Source organism: Mesorhizobium sp. WSM4833 (assembly GCF_055811095.1).
The window spans coordinates 368642-384525 of record NZ_JBVVQG010000006.1; the positions used below are offsets into that span (position 1 = coordinate 368642).

Genomic DNA, 15884 nt, shown 5'->3' on the forward strand with positions numbered 1-15884 from the left:
ATCTCAGCTGCACCCGCTCGTCGAGCCGCACGTGTCGCACTTCTCGCAGGTCCCATTCCGCACCATCGTGAAATTCTGGCACTCGGAGCAGGAATTGCCGGTGTAGCCCTGGAGCAGCGATTTGGCGCGGCGGTCGTTGGCGAGTTTTTTTGCTTCGGCCGCCTCGACGGCCGCCGCGTCGGTGAACAATCCCGCCGTGGCGTCGGAGGCAGCACCCGCCGCTTCCTCGAAGGCGATGTCCTCGGCCAATTCCTTTGCCCGCTCCTCATAGTCGCGCTTGTAGGCGACCGCTTCGTCGCTGGCGGGTTTCAGCGCCAGCACGTTGGAGCCGGAGAAGGCGGTCGGTGCCGAGCGGGCAGGGGCGCCCGATGGGGCCGCAAAGCCTTTCGGATCGTTGCCGCTGACGCGCGACACCAGCTTCACCGGCGAGGCGCCACGGGTCAGGCCCTTGGAGACCGCATCGGTCTTGCCTTCGCTGATGCCACGGCCAAGTGCGGTGTTGGAAAAGTCCGACTGGTCGACATGGGCGAGATCGTTGCGGCCGAGGTAGGAGATCGCCAGCTCGCGGAACACGTAGTCGAGGATCGACGTCGCGCTCTTGATGGCGTCATTGCCCTGCACCATGCCGGCCGGCTCGAACTTGGTGAAGGTGAAGGCGTGCACATATTCGTCGAGCGGCACGCCATATTGCAGGCCCAACGAAATGGCGATGGCGAAGTTGTTGAGAAGGCCACGCAAAGTCGCGCCTTCCTTGTTCATGTCGATGAAGATCTCGCCGAGACGGCCATCGTCATATTCGCCGGTGCGCAGGAAGATGGTGTTGCCACCGATCTTGGCTTTCTGCGTGTAACCCTTGCGGCGGCCGGGCAGCTTTTCCTGCTCGCGCGACACGCGCTCGATGATGCGCTCGACGATCCGCTCGGTGATCTGTGCGGCACGTGCTGCCGCAGGTGCGGCGAGCAGCTGCTCGACGGCTTCATCCTCGTCGTCCTCGCCATCGGCGAGCAGCGAGGAATTGAGCGGCTGCGACAGTTTCGAGCCGTCGCGGTAGAGCGCGTTGGCCTTCAGCGCCAGCTTCCACGACAGCATGTAGGCGCCCTTGGCGTCTTCCACCGTCGCATCGTTGGGCATGTTGATGGTCTTGGAGATCGCGCCGGAAATGAAGGGCTGTGCCGCCGCCATCATCTGGATGTGGCTGTTGATAGACAGCGAGCGCTTGCCGATCTTGCCGCACGGGCTGGCGCAATCGAACACGGCGAGGTGTTCGGCCTTGAGGAACGGCGCGCCTTCCAGTGTCATGGCACCGCAGACATGGATGTTGGCGGCCTCGATGTCCTTCCGGGAGAAGCCGAGCGCCGGCAGCATCTCGAACGAGAAGTCGTTGAGCTGCTCGTCGGTGAAGCCGAACGTCTCCTTCACCCAGTCGGCGCCGAGCGTCCACTGGTTGAAGACGAACTTGATGTCGAAGGCCGACTTCAAGGCTGTGTTGAGCGCCGCGATCTTCTCGTCGGTGAAGCCCTTGGCCTTGAGCGCGCCGGGGTTGATCGCGGGCGCCTGGTTGAGGTTGCCGTGGCCGACCGCATAGGCTTCCATTTCGGCGATCTGGGCTTCGGAATAGCCGAGCGTGCGCAGCGCTTCCGGCACGGCGCGGTTGATGATCTTGAAATAGCCGCCGCCGGCCAGCTTCTTGAACTTCACCAGCGCGAAGTCGGGCTCGATGCCGGTGGTGTCGCAATCCATGACCAGGCCGATCGTGCCGGTCGGCGCGATGACGGTCGCCTGCGCGTTGCGGTAGCCATGCTCCTCGCCGAGTTCGATGGCGCGGTCCCAGGCGGCCTTGGCGTGGGTTGCAAGGTCCTGCTGCTTCAGGTCGGAAGCGACGAGCGGCACCGGGTTGACGGCGAGCTTCTCGTAGCCCTGCTTCTCGCCATAGGCGGCACGGCGATGGTTGCGCATGACGCGCAGCATGTTCTGGGCATTGCGGTCGTAGTCGGCGAAGGCGCCGAGTTCGCCGGCCATCTCGGCCGAGGTGGCATAGGCCATGCCGGTCATGATCGCGGTGAGTGCGGCGCAGATCGCGCGGCCTTCGTCGGAGTCGTAGGGAATGCCCGACGTCATCAGCAGGCCGCCGATATTGGCATAGCCGAGGCCGAGCGTGCGGTATTCGTAGGACTGCTTGGCGATCTCCTTCGACGGGAACTGCGCCATCATGACCGAGATTTCGAGCACGATGGTCCACAGCCGCACCGTGTGCTCGTAGGCTGCGATGTCGATCGTGCCGTCGGCGTTGCGGTAGGGCAGCAGATTGATCGAGGCGAGATTGCAGGCCGTGTCGTCGAGGAACATGTATTCGGAGCACGGATTGGACGCCCGGATCGCACCGGCGGAAGCGCAGGTGTGCCAGTCGTTCATCGTCGTGTTGAAATGCAGGCCCGGATCGGCCGACGCCCAGGCGGCGTAACCGATCTTTTCCCAGAGATCCCTGGCCTTCAGCGTCTTCAGTACCTTGCCGTCCTTGCGGGCGGTCAGGTGCCAGTCGGCATCGTCCTCGACGGCGCGCAGGAAATTATCCTTCAGCGACACCGAATTGTTGGAATTCTGGCCCGAAACCGTGAGGTAGGCGTCCGAATCCCAGTCTGTGTCGTAGGTCTTGAACGACATCGAGCTATAGCCCTGCTTGGCGAACTGGATGACGCGGTAGATGTAGTTCTCCGGCACGGCCGACTTCTTGGCCGCCTTAATCTCGCGCTTCAGCGCGGAGTTGATCGACGGATCGAAGCAGTCGTCGCCATTGCCTTCGCAGTTGACGCAGGCCTTCATGATCGCTTCGAGATGCTTCTTGACGATCTTCGAGCCGGTCACCAGCGAGGCGACCTTCTGCTCTTCATTGACCTTCCAGTCGATGAATTCCTCGATATCGGGATGGTCGGCGTCGACGATGACCATTTTGGCGGCGCGGCGCGTCGTGCCGCCCGACTTGATGGCGCCCGCCGCGCGGTCGCCGATCTTGAGGAAGCTCATCAGGCCCGACGAGCGGCCGCCACCGGACAGTTTTTCGCCTTCGCCGCGCAGCAGCGAGAAGTTGGAGCCGGTGCCGGAGCCGTATTTGAACAGGCGCGCTTCACGCACCCACAAATCCATGATGCCACCCTCGTTGACGAGGTCGTCCTGTACGCCCTGGATGAAGCAGGCATGCGGCTGCGGATGCTCGTAGGAGGATTTCGACTTGGTCAGCTTGCCGGTGAAGGGGTCGACATAGAAGTGGCCCTGGCTCGGGCCGTCGATGCCATAGGCCCAGTGCAGGCCGGTGTTGAACCATTGCGGCGAGTTCGGCGCGACGCGCTGGGTGGCCAGCATGTAGGCAAGCTCGTCACGGAAGGCGCGTGCGTCTTCTTCCGACGCCTTGAAGTAGCCGCCCTTCCAGCCCCAATAGGTCCAGGTGCCGGCAAGGCGGTCGAAGACCTGGCGGGCGTCGATCTCGGAACCGTAGCGCTCGGCTTCCGGCAGCTTGGCGAGTTCCGCCTCATCGGCGACGGAGCGCCACAGGAAGGAGGGGACGTCGTTCTCTTCGATCTTCTTCAGGCGTGCCGGAACACCGGCCTTGCGGAAATATTTCTGTGCCAGGATATCGGCTGCGACCTGGGAGAACTGCGCCGGCACGTCGATATTGTCCAAGCGGAACACCACCGAGCCATCCGGATTCTTGATCTCCGAAAGCGCCTTGCGGAATTCGATCTCCGCATAGGCGGACTGTCCTGGCTTGGTGAAACGACGCTCGATGCGCATTGGTCCGGTCCCTTTTGTCTATATGTAGCGCTTTTCCCCAGGGATTTCTGCCCCCGATGCGAAACGCGCATGTCCGCCGTCTGCCGGCGTTCGAAAACGGCCGGCTCTCCATTTCGCAGCCTCCGCCGGCCCTGCTGGTCAAACTCCTTGCGAAGTGCCTGTCCAACGTGCCGACGAACCCACGGGTCCCTCAAAACTGATTTTTTTCCGATTCCCTCGGTCGAGGGAAATTCACACTATCTAGCGTCGAACCTACCTGCAAACACTAAATATAGTATTAACAGACAATTTATTCAAGCCCGACAATTGTCCCTATCGACCCCAACCGCCCCACAATTCCAACGCTTCCGCCGGCCTCGTAACCAGGCGAAAATGCGAGCAAAACGCACATAATCCGGGAAAAAGACCGGGCTCAGAACTTTCCGGTCGCACTCTCAACAGGAGCGCATGGCCTATAAAAGGCGACTCGTTTTGCGCCGTCAAGGATTCGTTTGCGTAGCTTTTGTGACCCCAACATCTTGTGTGTCACATATGTGGATAACGGGGATAGAATGCGGTGCGGCGATCGCAATTTTGCCGTCACCAGGCAATCCGGACGCGGCAACGATCCAAAGCGTCGTGCCTGAATGGATCAGCCGTAGTGCAGCCTGGGTTTTGGCTCGGTGCCGGTGAACTGCACCCCGATACGGTCATTGCGACGCCAGCGGACCTCACACCGATAGGCAATGCCGTCGAGCGGCACATAGAGAAGGAAGCGATCGGGAACCCGGGCTTCCAGCGGTATCTTCAGTTCGGCTCCGCCTTCGTGTTGATTGCGCAGCGTGCAGCCGACTTCCGAATTCGAAATTCCGGTGATGATCGACCCGCCCTTGAGCACGCGCGGACGATGCTCGCGCTCAGGCTCGTCGGACTCGTTTGGAATTGGATTTGCGGGATTCGCCATCGATCAAAAAATACCAGAGCTGCCGAATCCTACCTTTGATTCCTTAGCAAAGCATTCATGTCGATGCGCGGCAACGCGTGTCCAGCCTTTGCAAGCCAGTCCCATTTTGCAAAGAGCGCGGTGTGGCCGCCCGTCAGGAGAAGCTGTGCGGGTCGGCGCAGAAATAGGCGATGATCTGGCAAAGGTCGGGTTCGTTGACCATGCGCACCGCTTCGCTTGCACGGACCCATTTGCGGGTGCGTGAGCGTTTTTCCTTCCAGCGGTCCGCGACTTTGTCGACATGCAGCGGAAACACCAGGACCTCGCACGGGACTTCTTCGCCGGAAGCCAGCGCCTTGGCGTAGAAGTAACGGCCGGCTTCAAGATGAGAGACACGGCCGCGTAGCCCGGCCTCCTCGCCGGCTTCGCGCGCCGCGGCCTCGCAGAGCGGCTCCCTGGCCTCCGGCCAACCCTTGGGCAAAACCCAACGGCCGGTATCGCGGCTGGTGATCAGCATGATTTCGACGCCGTCTCCCGTGTCGCGCCAGGGCAGGGCGGCAACCTGCAGGCGGCACGGCGCGGTGCCGAAGAGCCGTCGGACCCTTTCGGCCAGATGATTGTGTGTCGTTGGCCTCGTCAACATCTAAGAAGCTAGCCCCAGCCTCCGGAATCGTTTGCCGTCTCACGAATCTTACGGCTAATTGTCGGCAATAAAAGTAAAAAATTTCATTCGCCTGGCCAATTTCCGCCAATAGACGTCGATTTCGCGAAATATCCGGCTCTGCCGGACGTGTTTGCGAAAGCAAATCCATCCCCGGTGCAAGCTGCTGGTCTGTAACAGGCAGGTAGTTGCGAATCAGCCGGCGTGGTCGTCGGCGATCGGCTTCTGGTAGGTGAAGCCCATATCCCACGGGAAATAGATCCAGGTGTCCTGGCTGACTTCGGTGACGAAAGTATCGACCAGCGGCCTGCCTTTCGGCTTGGCATAGACGGTGGCGAAATGCGCCCTGGGCATCATCGCGCGCACGATGCCCGCCGTCTTGCCGGTGTCGGTCAGGTCGTCGATGATCAGCACGCCGGCGCCGTCTTCGGCGAGCAGGGCAGGGGTGATCTCCTTGAGGACCTGCAGCTGCCCCTGGCTGGTATAATCGTGATAGGAGGCGACACAGACGGTTTCGATGACGCGGATGCCAAGTTCACGCGAGATGATCGCCGCCGGCACCAACCCGCCTCGCGTGATGCAGACGATCGCTTTCCATTGCCCTTTGTTGGCGCCGGCAAGCCGCCAGGCGAGTGCGCGAGCGTCGCGATGGAACTGGTCCCAGGAGACCGGAAAGGCTTTTTCGGGAAGGGACATGCGCGCACTCCACAGCACGCGGGGATCGCGCGCAAGAAAACAGGGGAATGCGCGCGGAATTAGCTGGAAAGCCCCCATCTTGGCAAGAGCAGGGGCCTTGGCAAGGCAAGGGCCAGCGATCGCTGTGGGCTTACCGCGACAGGAAGGCTGCCACCGGCGCGGTGCGCAGAACGCTGCGCGTCACGCCGCCGAACAGAAGCTGGCGCAGCCATGAATGGCTGTAGGCGCCGAGCACCAGCAGATCGGCGCCGGTCTCCGCGATCCTGGTCTGGATGATGTCATCGACCGAACTGCCGCCCGACTGCTGCACCGAGACGCTGACGGTGGCGCCGTGGCGCGACAGCGCTGCCGCGATTTCGGCGCCGGCGGCCTCCGGGCTGTCGTCGAGCGTTTCAGGAGGGTCGATAACCAATATGTCGGTCTTCTCGGCTTCGATGATGAAGGGCAGCGCGTCGAAGGCGGCGCGCGCCGCTTCCTTGCTGCCGTTCCAGGCGAGCAAGACGCGTTTGAAGGTGGTGATCAGCGGACCCTCGTGCGGCACCACCAGCACCGGCCGGCCGGCATCGTAGACCAGCGTGTCAACGTCCGCGCTGGAATCGCCGCCCGTTTCGCGCTGCGCTGCTATGATCAGGTCGGCGGCCCGCACGCTCGAAATCCCGGTCAGCGCACTGTCACCCGAAAAGCTCTCCAGGCTTCGCCACTCGAAGGAAAGACCGGAATCCTCGATACGCCTGAGAAACAGCGTCCTCAACTTCTCGGCCCGTTCCCGGTTCATATCTGCCGAAACCTGCAGGAATTCGGTGTCGGGAAAGCCTGTGGCAGAGGTGTAGGGCACGGGAAGCGTTTCGGCGTGGATGCCGACCAGATGGCTCTGGAACCGGTTGGCGAGCGGAATGGCGCAGTCGAGCACGCGCTCGGCGTCCTGCTCGTTCTGCAGAATGGCGACGATGGTTTTGAATCGCATGACAATCCCTCAGTTCACGAGCTGGCGAACTCGTGCCGGGGAAACGTTGCAGCGTCGTGCTTTGTTCCGGTCTGGACCAGATCAGCCGGGATTGCTGGCGAAGCCGGCGACCATCGCCTCGACATCGGCGCGGGCAGCGTCCAGCGCCTCCTGGCTGCGGGCACGCACGACCAGTTCGGTCCAGAACTTGCCATCGCCATATTTCGGATAGGAGCCGATGATCGTATCGGGATGCGCTTTCTGGATATCACCCAGCGGCCCCCCGATGAGGCCTTCGCCGAACGGGCAGGGCACGGTCGCCGACAGCATCTTTGTGCCGGCCTTCAGCGTCGGCACGACATTGTCGAGCATGGCCTGGAAAATCGACGGCACGCCAGCCATGACGTGGACGTTGCCGATGCGGAAGCCAGGCGCGACCGACACCGGATTGTCGATGAGATCGGCGCCGCGCGGCATCCGTGCCATGCGCTTGCGGGCCTCGGTATATTCGATGCCGCGCGCGGCATAGCTTGCTTCCAGCATCGCATAGGCCCGGGCATCGTATTCGCAAGGCACGCCAAAGGCCTTGGAGATGGAATCGGCCGTGATGTCGTCATGCGTCGGCCCGATGCCGCCGGTGGTGAAAACATAAGTGTAGCGCGCGCGCACGGCGTTCACCGCCGCGATGATCTCGTCTTCCTCGTCCGGGACGATGCGCACTTCCTTCAGGTCGATGCCGATCGCCGTCATGATGTCGGCGAGATGGCCGATGTTCTTGTCCTTGGTGCGGCCGGACAGAATCTCATCGCCGATGACGAGCATGGCGGCGGTCACGATTTCAGGCATGGGAAGCTCCGGCAAGCGAGTGGCCAGGGAAGGCGAGTGGTCTGAGATAGCGCGGCGCGGCGGTGGCCGCAATGTCATCTCCGCGCCGCCGGCTTCCCTGCCCGACTGCATGACCGCCGGAGGTGGATGGCTCGGTTGAGTCCAACGCATTTCCACACCATGTTCTGCGATAACGTGGCGGTCGAGCAAGATCTCGGCCGCATCGAGGGGCCCAACGGCAAGGGGCACGTGCCGCAATTCGTGGCCGCGGAGCGAACCGCCGCATCCATCGAGCGCATCGCCGGCCGGGCTGATCGGGGCCTCACCTCAGCTTCACGACAATTTCAAGGAACCATTCGGCTGACTACCGGGTTTTATGAGTGTCGCACCAAGGCGGCTAAGATACGGAGTGATTCAATGGTTACAAAACTTCTCGCAGCATCCGTCCTGACGATTGGTCTCGCCACATCGGCGATGGCGCAGTCACTGGACGGCAGGTACTCAAACAATCATGACTGGTGGCTGTTCGGTAACAACGACCAGACAACTGTCGACCCCTACACCACGGGAAGCATCAGTGACGGCTCCGGGTTGAACACCCAAGGCAACACCGGCGCTATTGGCCCATGTGCCCACAACACACCAGGCCCGGACGCTAACGCAGGGCAAAACGTCAACGATCAGTATTGCGGCAAATAGCCAGAACGCGATTTCCGAAAAGCGCACGCCGATTTTCTGGAAATCCATGTTCGAGGGCTAGTCCGCAAGGACAGCCGCTGGCCGCTGGCGCGTCCTCTCTCCGGACGGCGCTGCGGTCGGCGCTCCGTCGAACCGCTCCACATCAACCGCGATACCGAATCAATCCGAGACTTCTGTCTGCGGCCGGTCGCGGCCGTCGGCCAGTTCCTCATGCCATTTTCCCTCGGCGTCCTCATACTGGATGCCGTCCGTCGCTCCGGCGACCTGCTGCTCGGCCGAGGCGATTTCGGCGGCGCGCAACGCGTCCTGATGCGTGGGAAACGTCTCGGAAAAGGTCGCTCCGACCTTGTAGGCCCAGCCGCCGTCATGTTCGACGATCTTGTAAGTCAGCTTCGCCATGAAAAACCTCCGGTTGAAAGGTCCGTCTGCTCAATGCAGTCGGTCGTCGGGCAGTCTGTCGTCGGGCACCAGCACTTCCGATTCCTTGGCGGCTTCAATCAGCGCCCGGCGCGCATCTGCTGTCGAACGATAACCTTCCAGCACTTTGAGGCAAGTGTCGAGGGCATCACGATGGCGCGGGCCGCGATTGAGCGGCCACACCGTCATCAGGCACTCCGCGGCCTCCTGGGCGCTGCGGATGTGGCGATATTTGCCGACGTGGCCAAGTTCGACGACGACCGGCACTTCAAAAGGTTTGTTGTCCATCATGGCCGCAACGCAAAGCAGCCAATTTGGTTGCAACCATGGCCGTCAGCCTGCGCCCAAACGTCTCAGAGGCTGTTTGAAGGCTCTACAGCGCCGTGTCGGGAGCGCGAACCGTTCAGCCCGCCGCCTTCATCCAATGCTGCATCGTGGTCACCGAACGGGCAAGTTGTGGCGCCGGGTGGATTGTCTCGCTGAATGTCGCCGCCGCACGCCACCCCCAGCGCGGATCAGCCAGGAAGGCCCGCGCCAGCGCCACCATGTCGGCGCGGCCCTCGGTGACGATCGCTTCGGCCTGTTTGGGGTCGTCGATCAGGCCGACGGCGCGGGTCGGAATATCAGCGCCCTTGCGCACCGCCTCCGCCAGATGCACCTGATAGCCGGGGCCGGTGGGCAATTTCTGCAACGGCGAATTGCCGCCGCTCGAACAGCAGAGATAGGCAACGCCCTCGTCCTTCAGCGCTTTGGCCACTTCGATCGCGTCCGCCACGTCGAAGCCGCCGTCGACCCAATCCTTCACGGACAGCCTTGCGCCGAGCATCAGCTTTGGCACCGCCTTGCGCACCGCCTTGGTGATTTCGACGGCAAAACGCATGCGGTTTTCCAGCGCGCCACCCCAGCGGTCCGTGCGCTGGTTGGACAAGGGCGACAGGAACTGGAAGATCAAATAGCCATGCGCGGCGTGCAGTTCGAGGAAATCGAAGCCGGCGCGTTCGGCTCGCCTTGCCGCCTCGGCGAAGCGCTCGATCAGCTGTAGGATCTCCTCGTCCTCCAGAGCGTGCGGCACGTTCCAGCCGGTGTCGTAGGGGATGGCCGAGGCGGAGACGGTCTGCCAGGGATCCTCGTTTGGCTTCAGTGGCCCGCCGCCCTCCCACGGCTTGCGGTTCGAAGCCTTGCGGCCGGCATGGGCGAGTTGGGAGCCGAATTTCGTGCCGGGTGCGGCGACGCGTCGTGCAGCGTCCAGCGCGCGGCGGGCGGCCGCTTCATTGTCTTCGGAGTAAAGGCCGAGGCAGCCATGGGTGATACGCCCGCGCCGCTCGACATCGGTCATCTCGACCGTGACCATGCCGGCGCCGGACATTGCGAGGTTCATCCAGTGATGGAGATGCCAGTCGCTGGCCGAGCCGTCCTCGGCGGAATACTGGCACATCGGCGCGACGGCGATGCGGTTGGGGAAGGTGAGGCCGTCGAGAGTGATCGACTGGAAAAGCGACGCTGTCATGAGAAACTCCGGGAGGGTTCGCAGCTATTTAGGCGACCGATGGCGCCTGCGCCAGACACGAGGCGGTGAAAGGGCTTCTGGACCAATCACGGGCGGGATTGCCGAAATGCCGGTTCGCGGCTACGCCTCGGCCAGGCATGTCTCCCAAAAGTGGCTCCGGTTTTGGGAGACCGACAGGCATAAACAGGAGCATGAAGTGCGACGCGCTTTAGCATGGAGACCGGGATGGAAGATCGTATTCGCGTCCGTTCGGAGGAAATCCTCTCCGACGACTGGGCCATCCTGAAGAAGACCGTCCTCGACTACCGCCGGCGCGACGGTCAGTGGGAGACGCAAATCCGCCAGACCTATGATCGCGGCGATGGTGCGGTGATCCTGCCTTACGACCCCTTGCGTTCGACCGTGCTTCTGGTGCGCCAGTTCCGCTATCCCGCTTACGTCACCGGCCACCGCGAGCCGCTGATCGAGGCCTGTGCCGGCCTGTTGGACGAAAACGATCCGGAGACCGCCATCCGCAAGGAAGCCGAGGAAGAGCTGGGTTATCGCTTGAAGGATATCGAGCGGCTGTTTTCGCCCTATATGAGCCCCGGCAGCGTCACCGAACGGCTCTGGTTTTTCATCGCCCGCTATTCACCCGCCGACCGCATCTCGGCCGGCGGCGGCGCGCAAGAAGAGGGCGAGGACATCGAGGTTCTGGAAATGCCGCTCGACGAGGCGCTGGCCGGCATCGCCGATGGCCGTATCGTCGACGCCAAGACCATCATCCTGATCCAGCATCTGAAGCTCAATCCGATGCCTGCCTGAACGGCGCCGGTCCTCCTTCGCCAGGGCTTTCGGGTGGCCCGCCACCCGAAGCTCGAAGGGCGAAGGGTGGTGCGGATGAAGGGACTCGAACCCCCACGCCTTTCGGCACTGGAACCTAAATCCAGGGCGTCTACCAGTTCCGCCACATCCGCATGGACCGGCAATCCCATGTGGCCATCATTCTGTCAATGTCAGAGACAAGATGTGGCCCAGCGACAAGATGTGGGGCAGGCCCGAATGCTGGTTATTGGCTGGGATGCGAAGACTGTTGAAAATTGGCCTCGCCTGTGACAAAAGGCGTGTCAAATGTGACGGGACGCGACGATCCGCTTCTGCAGAATGTGATAAGAAGTAGGAAAAACAAGAACTTATTCACATTTTGGAACGCAGTTTGGGAGAGTTTGAGCCGGGTTTTCGGTCAAATCGCCAGGTTCCGTACCAAAAGCCATTCCCGGCAAGAATATACCGGCAGGCTGTGAACGGCAGAGGCCGTGGCAGTCTCATTGGTGAAAACAAAGGTTTTACGATGCAGGTCACCGAAACGCTCAACTCCGGTCTCAAGCGAGAGATCAAGATCACCGTGCCGGCCGGTGACATGGAAGCCAAGCTGATGGCGCGGCTTTCGGATGCCCGCAACAAGGTCCGCATCAACGGCTTCCGTCCAGGCAAGGTGCCGGTGCAGCACCTGCGCAAGGTCTACGGCAAGTCGTTCATGGCCGAAGTGGTCAACGAAATCCTCAACGATTCGACCCGTTCGATCATTACCGGGCGTGGTGAAAAGGCTGCCATGCAGCCCGAAGTCATCATGACCGAGGACGAGAAGGAAGCCGAGAAGATCCTGGCCGGCGGCGCCGACTTCGAATTCCGCCTCAACTACGAGATCATCCCGGCGATCGAGATCAAGGACTTTTCCGACATCAAGGTGACGCGCCAGGTGTTCGACGTGCCTGATGCCGAGATCGACGAGCAGGTCCAGCGCGTTGCCGAATCGGCGCGCAGCTACGAGCCGAAGACCGGCAAGGCCGCCAATGGCGACCGTGTCACCATCGACTATGTCGGCAAGATCGACGGCGAGGCCTTCAATGGCGGCGCCGGCACCGATCAGCCGCTGGTGCTAGGCTCGAAGGAATTCATCCCCGGCTTCGAGGATCAGCTTGTCGGCGCCAAGGCCGGTGACGAAAAGCAGGTCACCGTGACTTTCCCGGAAAACTACCAGGCGGCGCATCTGGCCGGCAAGGAAGCGACCTTCGACGTCACCGTCAAGGAAGTGTCCCAGCCCGGCGCGCTGGAAATCAACGACGAGACCGCTAAGAACCTCGGCCTGGAGTCGCTGGAGCGCCTGCGCGACGTCGTGCGCGGCCAGATCGAGAACCAGTTCGGCGCCATGACGCGCCAGAAGGTCAAGCGCCAGCTGCTCGACCAGCTCGACGCGGCTTATTCGTTCGAGGCGCCGTCGAAGCTCGTCGACGCCGAGTTCAACAACATCTGGGCGCAGGTCAATCGTGATCTGGAAGCAGCCGGACGCACCTTCGCCGACGAAGAGACGACGGAAGAAGAGGCGCGCGCCGAGTATCTGCGGCTTGCCGAGCGCCGCGTGCGCCTCGGGCTGGTGCTGGCTGAAATCGGCGAGAAGGCCGGCGTGACCGTATCGGACGAAGAGCTGCAGCGCGGCCTGTTCGAGCAGGTGCGGCGCTATCCAGGAAACCAGCAGCAGGAAGTCTTCGAGTTCTACCGCAACAACCCGGAAGCGTTGAACACGCTGCGGGCGCCGATGTTCGAGGAAAAGGTGGTCGACCATCTGCTCGGTCAGATTTCGGTCACCGACGTCAAGGTCAGCAAGGAAGAGCTGATGGCCGATGACGAAGAGGACGAGACCGCCGTCAAGGCGAAGCCGGCGAAGAAAGCCGCCGCCAAGAAGGCCGACGCCAAGACGGCCGACGACGCGGAAGAGCCCAAGAAGAAGGCCGCGCCGAAGAAGAAGGCCGCCGAATAACACCAGCGCTCCGCTGAAACAGGAAGGCCGCCCTCGAGGCGGCCTTTTTCGTTGCCAAACTGCAACAGCCGCCATGCTTCGCGAGCGACGGCCTGTGGCGACCAAGCTTTGATCATTATCTGCGCTTCTATTGCAAGCCGCTTGGTTGTTGGAGGGCGTGTTGAGACTGTTCGTCGAATTGGGACACGCTTCGGCAATCGCGCTGATCCTTATCTCGGTCTGCGGCATTGCCCAGGCCGGCACGGTGCCTGACAACTGGCGCTTCGGCACGAGTGAAGACGGCCTCGTGACGGCCTCGCTCTACGCCACCAACAAGCTGATCACCGGCGGCGGTGCCTTGAGCTACAGCCCGATCCTGACGATTGCCTGCCGGGCAAGCGGCGAGCCGCATTGGACTGAATGGCTGCAACTGAACGACGCTGTTTCGGCCAGCCGCAAGATCACCATGTCGATTACGGTCGATCAGGAGAGCAAGTTCGACGAAAGCTGGTCGGTCGGGCCGCGCAGCCGGATGCTGGTGCGCGATGGCGCCGATGGCATCAGGCGCCTTGTCGCCGCGAACCGGCTCCAGCTTTCGTGGCGGTTCGGGCTGCTGGCGGGGCGCGGCGAGGCCGATTTCGACCTCGCCGGGTTCGGCGAAGCGGTCAGCCAGGTTGCTGGAAACTGCAACACCGATCCGCCGTGAACGACCGTGAGGCGAAGGCGGCAACGGCCGAACTCGCCGTTCCCGGTGATGCTGATCGGCTTCAAACCTTTGTTCTCATACATGTCGTTGCCCTTAAAACGCACTTTGCGGCGACATCTTCAAACGGCGTTGCTGACCCAGCGGAGCACGTTGGTCCAAAGCCGCGCATAGCCGGGCCATTCGACAAAACTGTTCGGCAGCCAGTGCGGTCCGATGTCCGACGTCCAGACCAGCGTGCGTCCTTCGCCGTGACGCCCGGTGACCAGCAGGGGATGGCCGCCCTGGTCCTGCGGCAGCCGCGCCAGAACCTCGACATCGTCGCGATCGCGGGCGACGACCTCGTTGGCGCCGAGCAGCAGCGGCCATTCGCCCTCAATGCCGGCAAAAAGCGGATGGTCTCTTGAACCAGTGATCTCGGGACGAAAGCCCTCCGGAATTTCGAGCCGGTCATCATTGGGAAGGCAGGTCACCGGCAGCGCCTCCTCGACCGCCGTGCGATGCCAGCGCGCCTTGCCGTCAATGCCTTGGAAGCTGAAGTAACCGCCGATCATGATCAGGCCGCCGCCGGCCAGCGTCCAGTCGCGCAGGAGCTTGAGCCGGTTCGGCACTGTCTTGCCGTGCAGCCAGACATCGGGATGAAGCAGCAGCGAGTTTGCGCCAATGTCGGACAGGATGATCGTCCTGTATTGCGACAGCCCTTCCATGGTGAAAGGCAGCTTCTCGACGGCCTCATGAGCGGGCATGTAGTCGAGATCGAATTCGCTGTCCTTCAAGGCGTCGACCAGGGGCGTTGCCCCGAGATGGAAGGTGACGCTGCCGAACTGGTCGAACCCCTTGTAGTGGGTCGCCGAACTCACCCAGCTTTCGCCGACAAGAAGTACTTTTGTCTTCGCCATGATCATACTCTCCTGATTCCGCCAGTCTTGTTCTAGCCGGTTTCGCCCGCCCCCGATCTCTGGGATCGCGTGGTCGGCGTCGGCCGGCGTTGGCGCCGGCCCTGCCATCTCAGATCAGCAGCAGGCCCTTCATGCTGGCATATCCCTTCCGCCCGATGATGATGTGGTCGTGCACCGCGATGCCCAGCCGCTTGCCCGCGTCGATGATCTCCTTCGTCATCTCGATGTCGGCGCGCGATGGCGTCGGGTCGCCTGACGGGTGATTGTGGACCAGGATAATGGCAGTCGCCGAGAGTTCGAGCGCCCGCTTGATCACTTCTCGCGGGTAGACAGGCGTGTGGTCGACAGTACCCGTCTGCTGCACCTCGTCGGCGATCAGCGCGTTCTTTTTGTCGAGGAACAGGATGCGGAACTGCTCGCGCGCCTCGAAGGCCATTGCTGAGCGGCAATAGTCGAGGAGCTGCTGCCAGGACGAGAGGATCTCGCGGCCGTGGACCTCGCTGCGTGCCATGCGCTGCGCCGTTGCGGCGACGATTTTCAGGTCGAGTGCCACCGCAGGGCCGATGCCCTTGACCTCCTGCAGCAGGCCCACCGGGGCGCCAAGCACTTCGGCCAGCGTGCCGAAGCGTGCCAGCAGCGCCTTGGCCGCCGGTTTGGTGTCGGCACGAGGGATCAGGCGAAAGAGCAGAAGTTCCAGAAGTTCGTAATCGGGCAGGGCATCCGGACCCGCCAGGGCAAAGCGCTCGCGCAAGCGGTCGCGATGGCCGAGGTAATGCGGCTTTTCGTCGAGCGTCGCCTTGGCTTTCGCAGCAGGCCGCATCGGCGCTTCGGAGAAGAAACTCCGCTCGTCATCGTCGCTTGTGTTCCCCATACCCCGCCCACATTGCTCCGGCACAGACATTAGAGCTGTTCTGGCCTGGATTGAAACAGTTCCGTTCTCCGATCGCGAGACGATCCACGGCAGATCGTGGCAGCCCGCTGTCAGCCTATGGCCTCCCTATACGGCAAGATGAAACCACGATTGCGCAACAAAACTTAACATCACTTAAC

General features: G+C 62.3%; 15 protein-coding genes and 1 tRNA gene. 4 read left to right on the forward strand and 12 right to left on the reverse strand.

Translation table 11 applies throughout. The features are described 5' to 3' along the window. Window positions 1–3 precede the first annotated feature (3 nt). The 6 genes from AC0L2D_RS14905 to AC0L2D_RS14930 form a co-directional block, all read right to left on the reverse strand. Window positions 4–3786 (reverse strand): vitamin B12-dependent ribonucleotide reductase, encoded by a 3783-nt coding sequence (locus AC0L2D_RS14905; RefSeq protein WP_473541421.1) that lies wholly within the window; start codon window positions 3784–3786, stop codon window positions 4–6. A 631-nt stretch (window positions 3787–4417) separates the two neighbouring features. Next, on the reverse strand, window positions 4418–4729 hold the full coding sequence (locus AC0L2D_RS14910) for a PilZ domain-containing protein (protein ID WP_013532019.1): 312 nt from the start codon (window positions 4727–4729) through the stop codon (window positions 4418–4420). A 133-nt stretch (window positions 4730–4862) separates the two neighbouring features. Continuing rightward, window positions 4863–5351 (reverse strand): NUDIX hydrolase, encoded by a 489-nt coding sequence (locus AC0L2D_RS14915; protein WP_013532018.1) that lies wholly within the window; start codon window positions 5349–5351, stop codon window positions 4863–4865. Between the two features lie 213 nt (window positions 5352–5564). Further along, complete coding sequence (gene gpt / locus AC0L2D_RS14920) at window positions 5565–6065, reverse strand: xanthine phosphoribosyltransferase (RefSeq protein WP_013532017.1); 501 nt, start codon at window positions 6063–6065, stop codon at window positions 5565–5567. A 130-nt stretch (window positions 6066–6195) separates the two neighbouring features. Then, complete coding sequence (locus tag AC0L2D_RS14925; RefSeq protein ID WP_224672901.1) at window positions 6196–7029, reverse strand: universal stress protein; 834 nt, start codon at window positions 7027–7029, stop codon at window positions 6196–6198. Window positions 7030–7110: 81 nt separating this feature from the next. Next, the gene (locus tag AC0L2D_RS14930; RefSeq protein WP_063167866.1) at window positions 7111–7854 is read right to left on the reverse strand and encodes a competence/damage-inducible protein A; all 744 of its coding nucleotides are present in this window, start codon (window positions 7852–7854) and stop codon (window positions 7111–7113) included. Window positions 7855–7980: 126 nt separating this feature from the next. On the opposite strand from AC0L2D_RS14930, the gene AC0L2D_RS14935 reads away from it, so the two are divergent. After that, window positions 7981–8532: a hypothetical protein gene (locus tag AC0L2D_RS14935; protein WP_473541422.1), complete on the forward strand. Its 552-nt coding sequence runs from the start codon at window positions 7981–7983 to the stop codon at window positions 8530–8532. Window positions 8533–8691: 159 nt separating this feature from the next. On the opposite strand, the gene AC0L2D_RS14940 is transcribed toward AC0L2D_RS14935, so the two are convergent. The 3 genes from AC0L2D_RS14940 to AC0L2D_RS14950 all read right to left on the reverse strand — a co-directional run bounded on the left by AC0L2D_RS14940 (window position 8692) and on the right by AC0L2D_RS14950 (window position 10456). After that, window positions 8692–8931, reverse strand: a complete 240-nt coding sequence (locus AC0L2D_RS14940; RefSeq protein WP_013532013.1) for a DUF2188 domain-containing protein — start codon at window positions 8929–8931, stop codon at window positions 8692–8694. A gap of 30 nt (window positions 8932–8961) precedes the next feature. After that, entirely contained in the window at window positions 8962–9240 is a 279-nt protein-coding gene (locus AC0L2D_RS14945; protein ID WP_013532012.1) for a DUF982 domain-containing protein, read from the reverse strand. 112 nt (window positions 9241–9352) lie between these two features. Continuing rightward, window positions 9353–10456: an NADH:flavin oxidoreductase/NADH oxidase gene (locus AC0L2D_RS14950; protein WP_024504404.1), complete on the reverse strand. Its 1104-nt coding sequence runs from the start codon at window positions 10454–10456 to the stop codon at window positions 9353–9355. A 225-nt stretch (window positions 10457–10681) separates the two neighbouring features. Between AC0L2D_RS14950 and AC0L2D_RS14955 the strand changes: the two genes are divergently transcribed. Further along, a complete protein-coding gene (locus AC0L2D_RS14955; protein WP_013532010.1) occupies window positions 10682–11260 on the forward strand; it encodes an NUDIX domain-containing protein in 579 nt (192 codons plus the stop codon). 67 nt (window positions 11261–11327) lie between these two features. On the opposite strand, the gene AC0L2D_RS14960 is transcribed toward AC0L2D_RS14955, so the two are convergent. Then, window positions 11328–11412 (reverse strand) — tRNA-Leu (locus tag AC0L2D_RS14960). A 374-nt stretch (window positions 11413–11786) separates the two neighbouring features. Between AC0L2D_RS14960 and tig the strand changes: the two genes are divergently transcribed. Continuing rightward, window positions 11787–13253: a trigger factor gene (tig, locus tag AC0L2D_RS14965; RefSeq protein ID WP_013532009.1), complete on the forward strand. Its 1467-nt coding sequence runs from the start codon at window positions 11787–11789 to the stop codon at window positions 13251–13253. Between the two features lie 160 nt (window positions 13254–13413). Further along, window positions 13414–13938 carry a hypothetical protein gene (locus AC0L2D_RS14970; RefSeq protein WP_473541423.1) on the forward strand — a complete coding sequence of 175 codons (525 nt, stop codon included), beginning with the start codon at window positions 13414–13416 and terminating at the stop codon, window positions 13936–13938. Between the two features lie 119 nt (window positions 13939–14057). On the opposite strand, the gene AC0L2D_RS14975 is transcribed toward AC0L2D_RS14970, so the two are convergent. After that, on the reverse strand, window positions 14058–14834 hold the full coding sequence (locus tag AC0L2D_RS14975) for a glutamine amidotransferase (protein ID WP_013532007.1): 777 nt from the start codon (window positions 14832–14834) through the stop codon (window positions 14058–14060). A 109-nt stretch (window positions 14835–14943) separates the two neighbouring features. Continuing rightward, on the reverse strand, window positions 14944–15705 hold the full coding sequence (radC, locus tag AC0L2D_RS14980) for a RadC family protein (protein WP_473541424.1): 762 nt from the start codon (window positions 15703–15705) through the stop codon (window positions 14944–14946). Window positions 15706–15884: the final 179 nt, after the last annotated feature.